Origin of the sequence: Rhodomicrobium sp. R_RK_3 (assembly GCF_002198715.1) — a bacterium.
Lineage (GTDB): Bacteria > Pseudomonadota > Alphaproteobacteria > Rhizobiales > Rhodomicrobiaceae > R-RK-3.
Map to the genome: position 1 here is coordinate 48,250 of NZ_MWLK01000038.1, position 15,608 is coordinate 63,857.

14 protein-coding genes are annotated in these 15,608 nt (G+C 66.1%); 7 read left to right on the top strand and 7 right to left on the bottom strand.

From position 1 onward, the window contains the following. Positions 1 to 129 precede the first annotated feature (129 nt). The 3 genes from BLEFHOIH_RS24925 to BLEFHOIH_RS24935 form a co-directional block, all read right to left on the bottom strand. Positions 130 to 1,467, bottom strand: a complete 1,338-nt coding sequence (locus BLEFHOIH_RS24925) for an HlyD family type I secretion periplasmic adaptor subunit (protein WP_088348770.1) — start codon at positions 1,465 to 1,467, stop codon at positions 130 to 132. Then, positions 1,464 to 3,296, bottom strand: a complete 1,833-nt coding sequence (locus tag BLEFHOIH_RS24930) for a type I secretion system permease/ATPase (RefSeq protein WP_245297185.1) — start codon at positions 3,294 to 3,296, stop codon at positions 1,464 to 1,466. Before BLEFHOIH_RS24930 ends, BLEFHOIH_RS24925 begins: the two co-directional genes overlap by 4 nt. Before the next feature lie 162 nt (positions 3,297 to 3,458). Then, the gene (locus BLEFHOIH_RS24935) at positions 3,459 to 6,026 is read right to left on the bottom strand and encodes a calcium-binding protein (protein WP_088348771.1); all 2,568 of its coding nucleotides are present in this window, start codon (positions 6,024 to 6,026) and stop codon (positions 3,459 to 3,461) included. A 287-nt stretch (positions 6,027 to 6,313) separates the two neighbouring features. On the opposite strand from BLEFHOIH_RS24935, the gene BLEFHOIH_RS24940 reads away from it, so the two are divergent. After that, a complete protein-coding gene (locus BLEFHOIH_RS24940; protein WP_088348772.1) occupies positions 6,314 to 6,502 on the top strand; it encodes a hypothetical protein in 189 nt (62 codons plus the stop codon). Between the two features lie 107 nt (positions 6,503 to 6,609). Here BLEFHOIH_RS24940 and BLEFHOIH_RS24945 read toward each other — a convergent pair whose 3' ends face one another. The 4 genes from BLEFHOIH_RS24945 to BLEFHOIH_RS24960 form a co-directional block, all read right to left on the bottom strand. Beyond that, complete coding sequence (locus tag BLEFHOIH_RS24945; RefSeq protein WP_088348773.1) at positions 6,610 to 7,827, bottom strand: heparan-alpha-glucosaminide N-acetyltransferase domain-containing protein; 1,218 nt, start codon at positions 7,825 to 7,827, stop codon at positions 6,610 to 6,612. Between the two features lie 192 nt (positions 7,828 to 8,019). Beyond that, complete coding sequence (locus tag BLEFHOIH_RS24950) at positions 8,020 to 8,454, bottom strand: RbsD/FucU domain-containing protein (RefSeq protein WP_088348774.1); 435 nt, start codon at positions 8,452 to 8,454, stop codon at positions 8,020 to 8,022. 23 nt (positions 8,455 to 8,477) lie between these two features. After that, positions 8,478 to 9,065, bottom strand: a complete 588-nt coding sequence (locus BLEFHOIH_RS24955) for a DUF1349 domain-containing protein (RefSeq protein ID WP_088348775.1) — start codon at positions 9,063 to 9,065, stop codon at positions 8,478 to 8,480. A 12-nt stretch (positions 9,066 to 9,077) separates the two neighbouring features. After that, complete coding sequence (locus BLEFHOIH_RS24960; protein ID WP_088348776.1) at positions 9,078 to 10,070, bottom strand: aldo/keto reductase; 993 nt, start codon at positions 10,068 to 10,070, stop codon at positions 9,078 to 9,080. Positions 10,071 to 10,280: 210 nt separating this feature from the next. Here BLEFHOIH_RS24960 and BLEFHOIH_RS24965 point away from each other — a divergent pair, with 210 nt between their 5' ends. The 6 genes from BLEFHOIH_RS24965 to BLEFHOIH_RS24990 are packed head-to-tail and all read left to right on the top strand — an operon-like array spanning position 10,281 to position 15,605. Then, positions 10,281 to 11,318: an ABC transporter substrate-binding protein gene (locus BLEFHOIH_RS24965; RefSeq protein ID WP_170937369.1), complete on the top strand. Its 1,038-nt coding sequence runs from the start codon at positions 10,281 to 10,283 to the stop codon at positions 11,316 to 11,318. Beyond that, positions 11,315 to 12,436, top strand: coding sequence for an ABC transporter ATP-binding protein (locus BLEFHOIH_RS24970; protein ID WP_245297186.1), 1,122 nt, complete (start codon positions 11,315 to 11,317; stop codon positions 12,434 to 12,436). The genes BLEFHOIH_RS24965 and BLEFHOIH_RS24970 overlap by 4 nt, the downstream gene beginning before the upstream one ends. Before the next feature lie 59 nt (positions 12,437 to 12,495). Then, positions 12,496 to 13,329: an ABC transporter permease gene (locus tag BLEFHOIH_RS24975; RefSeq protein ID WP_088348812.1), complete on the top strand. Its 834-nt coding sequence runs from the start codon at positions 12,496 to 12,498 to the stop codon at positions 13,327 to 13,329. Next, positions 13,326 to 14,129: an ABC transporter permease gene (locus BLEFHOIH_RS24980; protein WP_088348778.1), complete on the top strand. Its 804-nt coding sequence runs from the start codon at positions 13,326 to 13,328 to the stop codon at positions 14,127 to 14,129. The genes BLEFHOIH_RS24975 and BLEFHOIH_RS24980 overlap by 4 nt, the downstream gene beginning before the upstream one ends. Then, on the top strand, positions 14,122 to 14,841 hold the full coding sequence (locus BLEFHOIH_RS24985; protein WP_088348779.1) for an XRE family transcriptional regulator: 720 nt from the start codon (positions 14,122 to 14,124) through the stop codon (positions 14,839 to 14,841). Before BLEFHOIH_RS24980 ends, BLEFHOIH_RS24985 begins: the two co-directional genes overlap by 8 nt. Then, positions 14,838 to 15,605 (top strand): glucose 1-dehydrogenase, encoded by a 768-nt coding sequence (locus tag BLEFHOIH_RS24990; protein WP_088348780.1) that lies wholly within the window; start codon positions 14,838 to 14,840, stop codon positions 15,603 to 15,605. Before BLEFHOIH_RS24985 ends, BLEFHOIH_RS24990 begins: the two co-directional genes overlap by 4 nt. Positions 15,606 to 15,608: the final 3 nt, after the last annotated feature.

Sequence of the window (15,608 nt, forward strand, 5' to 3'; positions counted from 1 at the left end):
CGAGTTTTAAGCAGATTTTGCCCATGAAACTTGCCGCAACCTTAAGTTGCGAAATGCGGGGCCGCAATCCCTTTTGCGTAGCACGGCGCCGCATGGCGATGCGACTCAGTGGAAATCCCTACGCGGGTCTCAATCTTCGCGGAAGGCGCGCGCGAACTGGTCGGTCAGCGGCTTCGACAGATAGGAGAGCACGGTGCGCATATGCGTCTGGAGGTGGGCTTCAGCCGGCATGCCCGGCACGAGCTGCAAACCCTTCAGCCGGGCGATCTCGGCGTCGGAGATGGCGATGCGGATGGCATAATAGGTCTGGCCGGTGCGGCTGTCGCGGGTGACGTCGGCGGCGATGACGCGGACCGAGCCGTTGAGGCGCGGCGTCGCATTGTGGTCGAAGGCGGAGAAGCGGATCTGCACGTCCTGGCCGAGGCGGACCAGGTCGATGCTCTGCGGCGGCACGCGCGCCTCGATGGACAGCCCCTCGGCCTGCGGCACGATCAGCATCAGCGTCTCGCCGGGGCCGATGACGCCGCCGACCGTCTGCACCGCGAGCTGATGCACGATGCCCGATTGCGGCGCGCGGATCTCGGCGCGGCGATAGGTGTCCTCCGCCGAGATCCGGCGTTCCATCAGCTCGCCGAAGCGGGCGTCGATGTCGCGCAGGTCGCGCAGCACCTCGGTGTGCAGATCCTGGTCGATCTGGATGATCTTCAGTTCGGTCTCGGCGATCTTGCCCTTGGCCTGGGCGATCGAGGAGATGATCTGGCCCTTTTCGCCCTCGAGGCGGGTGGCGTCGCGGCGCATGGAGGTGACCCGGCTCATCGGCAGCAGGTTGCGCGCGTAAAGGCTCTCAACGCCGCGCAGCTCGTCGTGAATGAAGGCGATCTCCTGGGCCTTGGCGTTACGCTGGGCCTCCAGGCCCTTCACCTCCTCGAAGAATTGCGCGATGCGCTCGCGAAGCTGGCCCTCCTGTCCGGCGCGGGCGGCGCGGCGCGCCTCGAACAGCTTCAGCTCGCCCGCGATCAGGCGCGCGACATTGCCGGCGCCGGCGCGGCTGGTGAGGTCCTCCGGGAAGGTCACGGCGGCGGCGCCGTCCTGTTCGGCGAGCAGCCTTGCCCGGCGGCCGGCCAGTTCGTCGAGCGTGTTGGTCACCATGGCCAGATTGGCCCCGGTCAGCGTGTCGTCGAGGCGGATCAGCACCGCGCCGGCTTCGACATGGTCGCCGTCGCGGACATTGAGCTTGGAGACGATGCCGCCGATCTGGTGCTGGACCTTCTTCACGTCGGTCTCGACGATCACCGCCGCCGGGGCGATGACGGCGCCGGCGAGCGTCGCGGTCGCCGCCCAGCCGCCGATGCCGATGACCAGCAGGGCGAGCAGCAGGCAGCCGAGCTGGACGTGACGCCTGATCGCGGCGCTGCTCGCGTTGCGGCGGCTGGCGGATGCGGGCGCTGCGAGGATGGCGGGGCTCATGCCTTGCGCCTCGATGCGGCCTCGGCCAGCGCGCCGCCATCCGGCAGCGAGGGCGCGGGTTTCGACGCCGGCTTGAGGGTCTGGCGCAGCACTTCCGCCTTGAGGCCGAAATATTGCAGCGTGCCTTCGCTCATCACGGCGACCAGATCGAGGGCGGCGATGGCGCTCGGCCGGTGCGTCACCACGATGATGATGCCGCCGCGCTCCATGACGCCGCGAATGGCCACGGTCAGCGCGTCCTCGCCTTCGGTGTCGAGATTGGCGCTCGGCTCATCGAGCACGATCAGGAACGGGTCGCCGTAGAAGGCGCGGGCAAGGCCGATGCGCTGGCGCTGACCGCTGGAGAGCGCGCCGCCCTCGGGGCCGATGCGGGTCTCATAGCCCTGTGGCAGCATCAGGATCATCTTGTGGACATTGACGGCCTGGGCGGCCTTGAAGATCGCGGCGGGGTCGGCGGCGGGATCGAAGCGGGCGATGTTTTCCGCGATAGTGCCGTCGAACAGCGCCGGGTCCTGGGGCAGGTGGCCGATATGGCGGCCGATCTGGGAGGGATGCCATTGGTCGAGCGTGGCGCCGTCCAGCCGCACGGTGCCGCGCAGCAGCGGCCAGGCGCCGACGATGGCGCGCAGCAGCGTCGATTTCCCCGCCGCGCTCTGGCCGATCACTCCGAGCCCTTGCCCGGCCTTGAGGCGGAAGCTGACATTCTGGATCAGCGGCTCGGTCAGGCCGGGGGCGCTGGCCGCCACGGCGTCGAGCGTGAGGCCCTGCGTCGGGGCGGGGAGCGGCATTGGCATCGGCTTCACCGCGGCGAAGGGCGAGCGCAGCAGCGTTTCGAGGCGGGCGATGGCCTGCCGGGCGGCGAGGAAGGATTTCCAATGGCTGATGGCGGTGTCGATCGGCGCGAGCGCGCGCGAGGAGGTGATCGAGGAGGCGATGATGGCGCCTGCCGAGACATCGCCCTTGATGACGAGATAGGCGCCAGTCGCCAGGATTGCCGATTGCAGGAAGCTGCGGAAGACTTTCGCCACCGAGCCGAAGCCGCCGGAGACATCGCTCGCCGCCTGCTGGGCGGTGAGATGGCGCTCGCTCGCCGCCAGCCAGCGTTCGACCATGCGGTCGGCGAAGCCCATGCTGTGCAGCACCTCGGCGTTCTTGCGGCCCTCGGCGGCGAGCCCGGCGCGGTGCTGGCCGTGCGCCGTCGCATCGGCGGTCGAGGCGCGCGAGAGATGGTCGGTGAGGAAGGTCAGGATGAGCAGCAGGACGACGCCGCCGGTGGCGATGAGGCCGAGCAGCGGGTGCAGCAGATAGACGAAGATCAAATAAATCGGGATCCAGGGCAGGTCGAAGATGGCGGCCGGCCCGGGCCCCGAGAGGAAGCCGCGCACCGTGTCGAGATCGCGGATCGGCTGCAAGCCATCGCCCGAGGCCGTCATGCGCAGCGGCAGCCCGAGCACGGCGCGGTAGGTGCGCTCGCCGAAGCTCTCGTCGACGCGGGAGGCGACGCGCACCAGGAGCCGCGAGCGGATCACGTCGAAGCCGGCCTGGAACAGGAACAGCCCCGCGACGACGACGGTCAGGGCGACGAGGGTCGGCACGCTCTGGCTCGGCAGCACGCGGTCATAGACCTGGAGCATGAACAGTGAGCCGGTCAGCGCCAGCAGGTTGATGATGCCGGAGAAGGCCGCGATGCCGAGAAAGGCGCCGCGCATCGAGGACAGGACGGTGCGGATCGAGGCCGCCTGCGCGCTCGGCGCGGGCGGATCAGCGTTCGCCCCATGGCCGCGCCTGGAGAGGAAGGTCCAGCACGATCGAAAAAACCGTCTCATCATTGGCCGGGCGAACGCGTTGAGAAGCGAAAATGAGCGGCCGGGCTTGGCCGGTTGGACTGACCGGCCGCCTCCAAGGCGTAGGCTCTCGAAAACCGGCGCCGGACTTGCCAGGGCGCTCCGGCCAAGGCGGGATGCATCCGATCCCACCTTGGCATTTCCGGTCTAAACAATCAGGAAATCGTCATGCGTCATTTGCGGGGCGTCCGTTAACACCGCCACGAGCTGGACCTTCTGATCGCCGCGGCCATCCGCGTCCCATAACAGGCGCCCGTTGGAGGTGTCGTAAAGCAGCGAGGGGCCGGTCGTGGTCGTGTAGGCTGCATTATTGGCGTAGAGCGGGACGTGGAAGGCGCTTTCGAAATGCACCGCCTGCCCCGGCGCGAGGCCGAAGCCGCTCGCCGAAAGCAGGATCTTGTCCTGGCCGGGCGTGAAGTCGGTGATGGTGTCTCCGGCTTCGGCGGGGGAGGCGAAGTAGAAGCCGTCCTTGCCGGCTCCGCCGGTGAGGGCGTCCTTCCAGGCGCCGCCGTCGAGCCAGTCGTCGCCCGCGCCGCCGACCAGCGTGTCCATCTTGATGCCGCCGCTCAGCCGGTCGTTGCCGAGCCCGCCCTCGAGCCGGTTTTCGCCGTCATTGCCGGTCAGCGTGTCGCCAAAAGCGGTGCCGGTGAGGTTCTCGACGCCGAGATAGCGGTCCCCGGCGGCGCTGCCGGCATTCTTGCTGCTGTCGAGCAGATTGGCGACCGCCGCCACGTCCGAGCCCGCATAGGTGACGGTGTCGAAGCCGTTGAAGCCGTTCATGGTGTCGGCGCCGAGGCCGCCGCTCATCAGATCGTTGCCGTCGCCGCCATTGATCTGGTCGTCGCCCGCGCCGCCGACCAGCAGATCGTCGCCCGCCCCGCCATTGAGCCGGTCGGCTCCGGCATTGCCGTAGATCTGGTTGTTGGCGGCGTCGCCATTGATGGTGTCATCGCCCGCGCCTCCGTTGAAGGTGCTGGCGGTGGCGATATGGGCATAGTTGAAGGGGTTCGGATCGACCGGCGGTGCGACGGGGTCGGGCGCCCAGAGGTCGGTGTGGAAACTTGCCTCGCCGAGCGCGGCGGCATTGCTGTTCTGCAAGGTCGCGAGCGTGACAAAGCTGTTGCCGCCGCCGTCCTGATCGAGCTGCACCTGCACGTTGCTTCCGTCCTGGACGAAGCGCGCATAGCCGTCGCCGATCACATCGACGTCGCCCCAGTTCAGCCGCGCGGACATCACCGAAAGATCGATGAGATCGCCGCCCGCGCCGGCCTGGAAGTCGGTGATGACGTCGCCGCCCTCCTGCGCGCTGTGGAAGGCGAAGCGGTCCTGGTCGGCGCCGCCGGTGAGCACGTCCGTGCCCAGGCCGCCCCAAACATAATCGGCGCCCGCCGCGCCGTTGATCGTATCGTTGCCCTTGCCGCCCAAAAGCAGATCGTTGCCCGCCGTGCCGGTGATCAGGTCGTCGGGATTGGCCAAGGCGCGGACATAGGTGGTGTCGGTGACGGTGACGGCGGCGGCGGTCGCCAGATTGCCGGCGTCGTAGGATTCGAAGGTGGAATGCGCGATGGTGTTGTTCAGCGGATGCTCAATCCCGATGGTCGAATAGGATTGGGTCTCCCTCAGCGCGATGTGGTCGAGGTCGATGCCACGGGCGTCTTCGTGCCCCCATTCGTAAAAGGCGACGCCGCGCGCGTTGCCCGCGCCGCCGCTGTCCGTCATGGAGCCGTCGATGCCGCGCGCCATCAGGAAGCCATGGCTGTCGAAGGCCATGACATTGTCGAAGCTGCCATTCACGGTTTCCGAATGCCACGTCCAGGCGAAATTGCGCGTGCCATAGGCGACGCTGTCGGAGACGTCCATGCCGATATCGGCGCCGAAATTGGAGATATAGGCTTTGCCGGCGGCGACCGGGATGCCGTTGGCGTCGGCCGCGTGGGTGACGTTCTGGGCGTAAAGGCCCTGCACGGTCGTGCCCGTCGAGCTCAGCGAGTGGACCGCGACGCCCTGAATGGCGCCGTCGGCCATGTTGATGACCGAGAGGTCGTGCACGACAGCGTTGACGCCGTTGACGACGCTGACCGCCATGCCGACACCATCGTGGATGGCGAGATTGTCGAGATGCGAATTGATGGTGTCGCGGAATTCGACCAGCGAGGGCGTGGAGTTGAAATTGCGGGTGTCGCCGATGATTTCGCCGTTCTTGACGGTGAACTCGCCGCTCTGAAAGCCGGCGGCGCGGACATTGGTCTGGTAATGCGACTGATCGATCAGCGCGCCCTTGAAGGTCACGACATTGCCGGTGATCGAAGTGATCTGCATCGCCTGGCCCATGAAGGAGCCGGGCTCGGTGATCTTGTCGCCCGGCAGCAGATCGTCCGAGACCACCTTGACCCAGCCGCCGACCGCCAGCGCCGCCGGCGGCGCGCCGTAGGCAATCGTGGTATTGCCCTGCGCGTCGAGGCCGACGCCGACATGCTCGGCGGTGGTTTGCTGGCCTTTCGCCGTGATGACGCCGACGGCTCCGACCTGTTGCAGGGTCGAGCCGTTCAGGTCCAGCGTGATATCGCGGTTCTGCACGTTGACCGTGAGCCCGCGGCTGATCGCGACGGTCTGATTCTCGGCCAGAATGATGGTGGTGCCTGTTTGCGCGGTCGCCAGCGCCTGGATGATGTCGGCCTCGGTCGCACCGGAGGCAAGACGGATTTCCTGTACCAAAGTGTCTCCTCAAACTCATGGATGAGGCGGGACGCGGCTGGCCTCGTGCCAGGGGACCCGCACATTGTGAGCGTCAGAATTGACGTGGATAGCGGCGTGCCGGCGGGTCAGCCGATGCGTAATGCATGGTGCCGGACGCGAGCGCTGCGGGCGCGGCGAATGCACCGGCCCTCGTATTGAGGAGGATAAATGAAAGTTTTAGAAAATAAAACTGATCGCTGTGTCTTTAGTTATTGGAGGATTGTACAAGAGCCTCGACTTGGCTTGCCGCAACTAACGAATTGGGAATGTTTGGCGAGACTGGGAATTTATTGCAGCCGGGGGCGCAGGCCGGGGCGGCAGCCGCTCGCTGGCGAGCAGGCATAAAAAAAGCCGCCTTCATGGGACGGCTTTTTATCGCGGCCTCGATTCGCTTTCGCATTGCCTTCATGGGGCGGTGCTCCGGCCGGTTCGAGGAAACCCGCGCTCGCGACTGAGGCCACCCTATTCAGCGTTCGCGCTCGGGTCAACTGCCTGCGGCCGTTTGTTTTTCATGGTGGCCCTAGGGCAACTGCGCGAGATCGGGTGGGCGCGGACACCCGGCTCAGAGATAGGCGAGCCACCAGCGGGACGACCGGCGCTTGACCCCCGCATACCAGCGCGCCGCCGGGTAGAGCAGGGCCACGATCAGCAGCCAGAAGGCATAGGTCCCGCCAAGTCCGAAGCCCCAGTGCAGGGCGAGAATCTGCTCGCGATTGGCCAGCGGGTTTTGAAACACGGACGCCGGCATGCCCATGGCCAGGCCGATCAGCAAACTGATCGCCCGCCCGATGTAGAGATGCAGGACATAGGCGAAGAGCGGCACCCGCCCGAATGTCAGCAGGAGATTCGCGGCCGGGCCGCGCAGCCGGTCGAGGGCGGCCGCCAGCGGAAGCGAGATGCCAAGCATCAGCAGCACATAATCGAGCGAGGGCGGGTATTTCGAGACATTGATGAAGGACAGGACGGTGAACAGTTCGCTGGTCTGCGCGGCCCAGGGCTTCGGGTCTCCATAGAGATTGACGGTACGCAGAACGGCGAACAGGGCAAACGCCCCCAGGCCCAGCGCTGTGAGGCTCCGGCGCCGCGCCGCCGGCTCCTGCTTAAAGACGAAACCGAGGCCGTAACCCAGGCACATGATTCCGAACCAGGGCACGAACGGATAGGTGACGGTGCCCGGAGCGACCGCGAGCGGGCCCGGCTTCAGCGCCAGCGTCCAAAGCACCTGGGGCACGCCGAGAGCGGCCGGATCGAGCGGCGTCAGTAAGCCGTGGCCGGCGACGATGACCGCGCCGAGCGCCAGCACCGCCGCCTGCGGCAGGCGGATCACGGCGGCAAGGAGGATCATCGAGACGCCGATGGCCCAGATCACCTGCAGGAAGGCGAAGGGCCATGCGAGGAAAAATGCGAAGGAGACCACGGTGATCTCCACCGCGATCAGCCAGAGCCCCCGCGTTACGAGAAACGGTCCCAGCCGCCGGCCGCTGCTGCCATTGACGCGCTGGAGATAGACGGAGACGCCGGCGAGAAAGACGAAGGTCGGCGCGCAGATATGCGTGATCCAGCGGGTCAGGAACAAGGCCGGCGTCGTCTTTTCGAGATCCGTCGCGCTGAAGGCGATCGCCTGATAGTGGAAGAAATCGCGCGTGTGATCGAGCACCATCAGCACGATCATCGCGCCGCGCAGCAGGTCGATGATGTGCAGACGCTGCGCGGCTACGCGCGCATCTTGGGGGTCCGCCATTGGCTTGGCGGGGGCGTGCAGTGCGTCGGCCTCGAGCATAGTCAATCGTCTCCCGTCTGATCACGGGCTGCGAGGAAAGCAGCAGAGTCAGGCGTGGGCGCTCAAAGTTTCACTGCGATGACAGGGTTGGGCCGGGGCGTTACAGCCGTAGTTCGGCGGCCGGCGCGCTTGCGGGAGGGAGAGCGCACGGATCGCGTCGGTGCTCTCGATCAGCACCGCGCAGGGCGCTGCCTAAGCGTCCGGCGCGACGGTGCCCTTGCGGATGATGACGTTGCCGTAGAACAGGCGTTCGCCCGTTGCGACCACCAGGAAGGCCTGCTTCGCCAGCTCGTAAAACGCAAAGCGCTCGACCAGTTTGAGCGCCACCCGGTCGTTGACCGCCGCCACTTCGGCCCGGATGACATCGTGCGCGGGCATGTTCTGCTCCGGCTGCCCGATGACTTCCATGCCGATGACCGGGCCGGGCTCGTCCTCGTCGATGGGCAGGACGCTCAGAATGGCGCCGAGCGCGCGCTTCAGGTCGGCGGCCTCCATGTTGACGAGGCGCTGCGCGACCGTGGCGGCGGGAAAGCTTCCGTCCGCGATGACGATGGTGTCGCCGTGGCCCATGGCGCGCAGGCCGTGCAGCAAGTCCGCGCTCAGGATGGGATCGATGCCGATGAGCATATGCGTGTCTCCTATGTCGGCGCTCAGGTCAGGTCGTGCAGCGCGTTGGTGGTCGGCGGGCCGCAGCGGAAGTCGGAGAAGGCGGCGATGAAACCGGCGCGCTCGGGGCTCGCCGCCATCGGTCCGACGCGATAGGCGTCGGCGGCCGGGAAGGGGGCGAGGCGGAGCAGGGGCCAGAACACGCCGTCGAGCGAGGCTTGGACCCGGATGCTGCCGCCCGCCACCGTCACCCGGAGCCGGATGTCGGAGAGGTCGCCGGCAAGATCGGTGACGGACCAGTCGGAGCGGCCATCGGTGACGACGGTGCTGAGGAACAGGCGGCCATCGGTCAACTCGCATCCGGTCTTCACCCAGCGGCGCTCGTCCAGCCGGACCATCAGCCCGGCCTGGTCGTACAGCGTCTCGTATTGTCCGCGCACCCTGATTTCGGCGGTGAAGCCGCTGCCTTGCGCGAATTGCAGGCAGTGGCCGGAATCACGCGTGAAGCCGTAATAGGTGTCGCGCCAGAAATCGGTCTTTGCGTCGGTCGCGACCGTCAGCACGCCATCGGCGAACGATGCGCTGCTCGGGCGGTTCAGCCAAGTACCGCCGTCCAGGGAAACCCTTTCCATCACCAGCCTCGCTCAATCATTGGCTACCGGCGCCTTTGGGTCGAGGAGACCCTGCCGCTTGAGATCATCCCATAGCGCGGCCGGGATGGGCTGCTGGAAGAGGTCAAAATTCTCGTCCAGCTCGGCGACCGAGCGGGCGCCGGTCAGGACCGACGCGATCGCCGGATGCGCGGCGGGGAACTGGATCGCCGCCGCCTTCAGCGAGACGCCATGGTCGCGGCAGACCTCCTGCAGCCGGAGCGCACGGGCGATCAGCGCCGGAGCCGCATCCTCGTAATTATACTTCGCCCCCGCGTCCGGGTTGGCCAGGATGCCGCTGTTATAGACGCCGCCGGCAAAGACGGAGATGCCCTTCTCCACGCAGAGCGGCAGGAAGCTGTCCAGCGCCGTTTGCTCGAGCAGGCTGTAGCGGCCCGCCAGCAGGAAGCAGTCGAAGACGCCGTCGCGGGCAAAGCGGGTCAGCATCTCATGCTGGTTCATGCCCGCGCCGACCGCCTTCACAACGCCATCGGCACGCAGCCGGTCGAGGGCGCGATAGGCGCCGCCGATGGCCGCCTCGTAATGATCGTCCGGGTCGTGAATATGCAGGATGTCGATTCGGTCGAGCCCGAAGCGCTCCAGGCTCTCGTCGAAGGAGCGCATCACGCCGTCATAGCTAAAATCGAAAACCGGGCGCTCCGAGGGCGTGCCTTTGTAATAGGCGTCCTCGCCGGTGGGCGCGTCGGGAATGCGCAGCAGTCGGCCGACCTTGGTCGCCAGAACGAAGCTGTCGCGGGGCTTCGTGCGCAGGAATGCGCCGAGCCGGCGCTCGGCCAGGCCGTTGCCATATTGCGGAGCGGTGTCGAAGAAGCGGATGCCGAGCGCCCAGGCGCGTTCGAGCGTTTCGAGCGCCTGCGCCTCCCCGACCGGGGTGAACAATCCGCCGAGCGGCGCTGTCCCCAGGCCGAGCGCCGGAACGGTTACGGAGGTTGAGCCGACCTGCGTCGGACGTGTGGTTTCTGGCACTGTCTCTCTCCCTTGCCCTGCGCAAAAAATGCGCTGATCCTCAAAAAAATCAATAAATTTTTCGCATACGAAAATTTCTTGCTGAAAGGTTAATAGTTTGTCATCCTGCCGGTCGTGATTGCAAAAGTCGAAAATCGTTTCGAGCCACGAAACGGGCGCCGGTTGCGATCGCGATCCAAGTTGAGAGTATCGGGTATGGGGGAGAGTGTGGTGAACAGACGATATGCGATCGGTGCATTGCTCGGCGGCATCGCGGCCTTGGCGGCTCCAACTTTCGGCCTTCAGGCGGCCGAGCGCGAATTGCGGGTGCTGACCTGGGAAGGCTATGCCGACGAGCCCTGGGTGAAGGCGTTCGAGGCCAAGACCGGCGCCAAGGTGAAGGTCAGCTACACCGGCAGCGTGGACGAAATTTTTGCCAAAATGAACGCGTCCGCCGGCAAGGATTTCGACGTCATCGCCATCGAGACCTCCTCCTATAAGCGGCTGGTGCAGGAAAAGCTGATTAAGCCCCTGGACAAGGCCAAGATCCCCAATCTGGCAAACCTGTCGCCGGCCTTCCAAAGCGTTTTCTCCATCGTCTTCGATGGCAAGCTCTACGCGGCGCCCTTCGCCTGGGGATCGATCCCGCTGATCTACGACAAGAAGGCATTCCCGGTTGCGCCGACGAGCTGGTCCGTCCTTTGGGACGACAAATATAAGGGTCGCATCATCGCCATGGACGACGCGACCAACGCCATCGTCACCACGGCGCTGGCGCTCGGCCTCAAGGATCCGTTCAACCTCGACGCCGCCCAGCTTGCCCAGGTCAAGGCCAAGCTGCTGGCCCAGAAACCCTATGTCTCGACCTATTATGCCGGCTTCGACGACGGGGTCAGCATTTTCGCGCAAGGCGGCATCGACCTGATGATGTCGATGGGCGAGCCGCAGGCGCCGATGCTGGCGAAAAAGGGCATCGATGTCGGCCTGACCATCCCGAAGGAAGGCGCCATCGGCTGGATCGACTGCTGGGCCATCAGCGTCGGCGTGCGCGACTCCGATCTCGCCCATGCCTGGATCGACGCGATGCTCGACCGGAAGGTCGGCACCTATATCAGCGAGAAGACCGGCTACGGCAACACCACCGACGCCGAGGCGAACGCCAAGATCGGCCTCGACTATGCGGATAAGCTGGTGTTCCTGCAGGCGCCCGAGGACCAGGCCAAGCGCATCGACCTGTGGAACGAGGTCAAGGCAACGCCCGTCCAGTGAGCACCGTGCCCGATCCGCAGCAAAACCAGGCCAGAGCCCGCGTCATCGAGATGGTCGGCGTCGGCAAACGCTATGGCAATGTCGAGGTGCTGAAGCCGGTCGACCTGTCGATCGAGGATGGGGAGTTTCTCACCATCCTCGGTCCCTCCGGCTCCGGCAAGACCACGATCATCCGCATGATCGGCGGCTTTACCCGGCCGACCAGCGGCCGCATCCTGCTCGACGGCCGCGACATCGTGGACCAGCCGATCTTCGACCGGCCCTTCAACACCGTGTTCCAGGATTACGCGCTGTTCCCGCACATGTCGGTGGCCAAGAACATCGCCTATGGGCTGATGGTGCGCGGCCGGCCCAAGGCCGAGATCAGCCGGAAGGTCGCGGAGGCGCTCGCCGTCGTCGATCTCTCCGACAAGGCCGCGCGCTATCCGGCGGACCTCAGCGGCGGACAGCGCCAGCGCGTCGCCCTGGCACGTGCGATCATCTGCGAGCCGCGGGTCGTGCTGCTCGACGAGCCGCTGGCGGCGCTGGACGCCGAGCTGCGCCGCAGCATGCGCGATTTCCTCAAGGATTTGCAGCGGCGGATCCGGACGACCTTCATCTTCATCACCCACGACCAGGACGAGGCGATCTCCATCTCCGACCGCATCGTGGTGATGGACCACGGCCGGGTCGAACAGGTCGGGACGCCGGAGGAGATCTACTACCACCCCAAGAGCGTGTTCGTGGCGAAGTTCTTCGGGGAAAGCAATCTGCTGGCGGGCGGCGTCACCGCGCTTGCCGGGACCGATGCCGTCATAGAGAGCGCCCTGGGAACGCTGACCAAGCCCGGCCATGCGGGACTGAATGCCGGAACCGCCGTCACCCTGGCGGCGCGGCCGGAGAGCTTCCGGCTGGTCGCTGGCGACGGGCCGCGTGCGGGGGAATGCGACGTGTCGGGAACGGTCGAGGCGATCACCTTCCTCGGCGCGACCTCGCAGCTTGTGGTCGGCATCGCCGGTGCGCCGGGGGAAACGATCAAGGTCCGGGCGGCGACGAAGGAGATCAGCGGCAAGCTCGCCGTTGGCGACAGCCTGACGGTCGCCTGGACGCCCGCCGACATTTCGGTGCTGGCAGGATGAGTACCACCGCCAACCCGCTTCCGCATCGGCGCGCAACGTTCGGCGGCATCAGGTGCACCATGACCGAAGCCCTGGTCGCGGTCGCCGTCTACGGCGTGCCGGCGGTGCTGATCCTTGCGCCAATGGTGACCTTCCTGCTCTACAGCTTTTGGTCTGTGCAGGACGGCCGGCTCTCGCGCGAGCTGACGCTGGTGAACTACGCAACCTTCCTCAGCAATCCCAGCTACCGCAGCGTCTTCCTCGGCACGCTGCAACTCACGGCGACAGTCGCCGCCATCGGCTTGGTGCTCGGCTACGTCATCGCCTATCTGATCTGGCGCGTGCGGAGCAGCCTGCGCTATTTCCTGTTGCTGTTCAGCGTCATCCCGCTTTCGATGAGCTATATCGTCAAGATCTACGCGATGCGCAGCATCCTCGGCTACAATGGCTTCCTGAACTCGGCCTTGCTGGCGGCGGGACTGATCAGCGAGCCGAGTAAGCTGTTTCTCTTCAATCAGACCTCTGTGATGATTACGATGGCCGTCATCTATCTGCCCTACGCGATCCTGCCGATCTTCCTGTCGCTCGAACGGATACCGCTCTCGCTCATCGCCGCCTCCGCCGATCTCGGGGCGCGGCCGGGCCAGACGTTTCGGCGCGTCGTGCTGCCGATGAGCCTGCCGGGGTCGATTGTCGGGGCGCTGTTCGTGATGGTGATCGCGCTGGGCGACTTCCTGACGCCGCAGATGGTCGGCGGCAACCAGGGCTTCACCTTCGGGCGGGCCATCTGGAGCCAGTTCGGCATGGCCTTCAACTGGCCGTTCGGCACGGCGCTGGCCGTCGTGCTGCTCCTCGCCTCGCTCGCCATCATGGCCGTGGCGGGCGCCATCTCCAGCCGGGCGCGGGTGCGATGACGCGGTTCGAACGCCTGACATTGACACTGCTTTGGGCGGTCGCCGGCCTCGCCTTCGTCGCGATGTACGGACCGGCGCTGCTCGTCGTCACGCTGTCCTTTTTCCGGATCGACCGGCAGCGGGTGGACTGGTCCAGCTTCTCCTTCGACGCCTATGCGGGCCTCGCCGGCAATCACGACATCGTCGCCGCGCTCACCAACACGCTGATCGTCGGCTTCTCCGCCGTCACCTGCGCGCTGCTCATCGCCGTCGGCCTCGCTTTTTACATGCATGTCGAATCCCGGCGCGGGCAGCGCTTCGTCGAATTCATGATTTTCCTGCCCTTCATCCTGCCCGCGATCATCACCGGCGTTTCGCTGCTGATCGCCTTTCGCGAGGCCGGCATCGAGCGCGGGCTCCTGACCGTCATCGTCGGCCACATCGTGATCATCATCGCCATCATCTACCGGATGGTGATGACCCGGCTGGAAAGCCTCGAGCGGAGCCAGCTCGAAGCCTCGCTCGACCTCGGCGCCACCAAGATGCAGACCTTCCGCTATGTCGTGGTGCCGCAACTGGCCTCCGCCATGGTGACGAGCGCACTGCTCGCCTTCACCCTGAGTTTCGACGAGACGCTGGTGACCTTCTTCCTGGTCGGCGGCGAGATGACCTTGCCCATCCGCCTCTGGGCGATGGTGCGCGTCGGCTTCACGCCGGAAATCAATGCGCTGGTCGCGGTGGTGCTGCTGATGACGACGTGCCTCGCAACCGTCGGCGCCCTGTCGCTCAAGCGCCTGGTTCGGATACCGGTCCATGGCTGAGAAAGCATCCCCCACCCGCCGCGCGGCGCCCGAGACCTCGATGTCCGAGGATGCGCAGCATATCGGCAAATTGCTGCGCGAGCGGCGCGCGCACCACAATTGGACGCTGGCGGACGTCGCCCGCATGACCGGGATATCCGTCTCGACGCTGTCGAAGATCGAGAACGGCCTGCTCTCGCCGACCTATGACAAGATCTTGCAGCTTTGCCGCGGCTTGAATGTCGAAGTCGCCGATCTGCTGGAGCCGAAAGTGCCGAGCGAGCGGCCCGAAGTGGTGCTGGCCCGGCGCAGCGTCAGCCGCCAGTTCGAGGGGCAGCGGATCGACACCAGCCATTACTCCTATTCCTATCTTTGCTCGGACGTGGCGCATAAGCGGATCATCCCGATCTACATCGATGTCCGCGCCACGAACCGCGAGCAGATGGGCGAGCTGACCTCGCATGTGGGCGAGGAATATATCCTCGTCATCGCGGGGCGGGTGCGCATCTACAGCGAATATTACGAGGAGATCGAGCTCGAAGCCGGGGATTCGATCTATATCGACAGCACCATGAAGCACGGCTTCATGTCGGTCGGCCATGCCAGCAGCCGGCTCCTGGTCACCTGCTCCAGCGCCACGCCGAACCTTGCCCAGACCTTGCGGGAAATCCTCAAGGCCAAGGCGGCGCGCGAGCGCGGATTGTCGATGGAGCCGGGGAGGGACGAGGAATGACATCGCCATTCGATTTGACCGGCAAGGTCGCGCTCGTCACCGGCGGCAATGGCGGCATCGGCCTCGCCATCGCGGAGGGGCTCGGCCAGGCGGGCTGCGCGGTTGCGATCGCGGGGCGGAACCCGGGCAAGAACGCAGCGGCGCTGGCCGCGTTGACCGCGCAGGGCATCCGGGCGGCGGCAAGCATCGCCGACGTCGTCGAGGAAGCGGAGTGCCGGCGGCTTGTCGGCGAGACGCTGGACCGGTTCGGCCGCCTCGACATCCTCGTCAACAATGCCGGGACCAACATCCGCAAGCAGCCGCAGGACTACAGCGCCGCCGAGTTCCGCCTGCTGATCGACATCAACCTGACCAGCACGTTCATGATGGCCACCGCCGCCTATCCGGCCATGCGCGACGCGGGCGGCGGCAAGATCATCAATATCGGCTCGATGACCTCTCTGTTCGGCGCCTCCTTCGCCGCGCCTTACGGGGCCAGCAAGGGCGGCGTCGTCCAATTGACCAAGGCGCTGGCGAGCGCCTGGGCCAGGGATGGCATCCAGGTCAATGCCATCCTGCCCGGCTGGATCGACACCGACCTGACCCGCCAGGGCGACGGCATCACGCCCGAATTGCGCGAGCGCATCCAGGCCCGCACCCCGGCCGGTCGCTGGGGCCAGCCGGGCGATCTCGCGGGCGCGGCCGTGTTCCTCGCCAGCGCCGACTCCGACTTCGTCACCGGCACCGCAATTCCCGTCGACGGGGGCTACTCCGCCCAGGGCTGACCT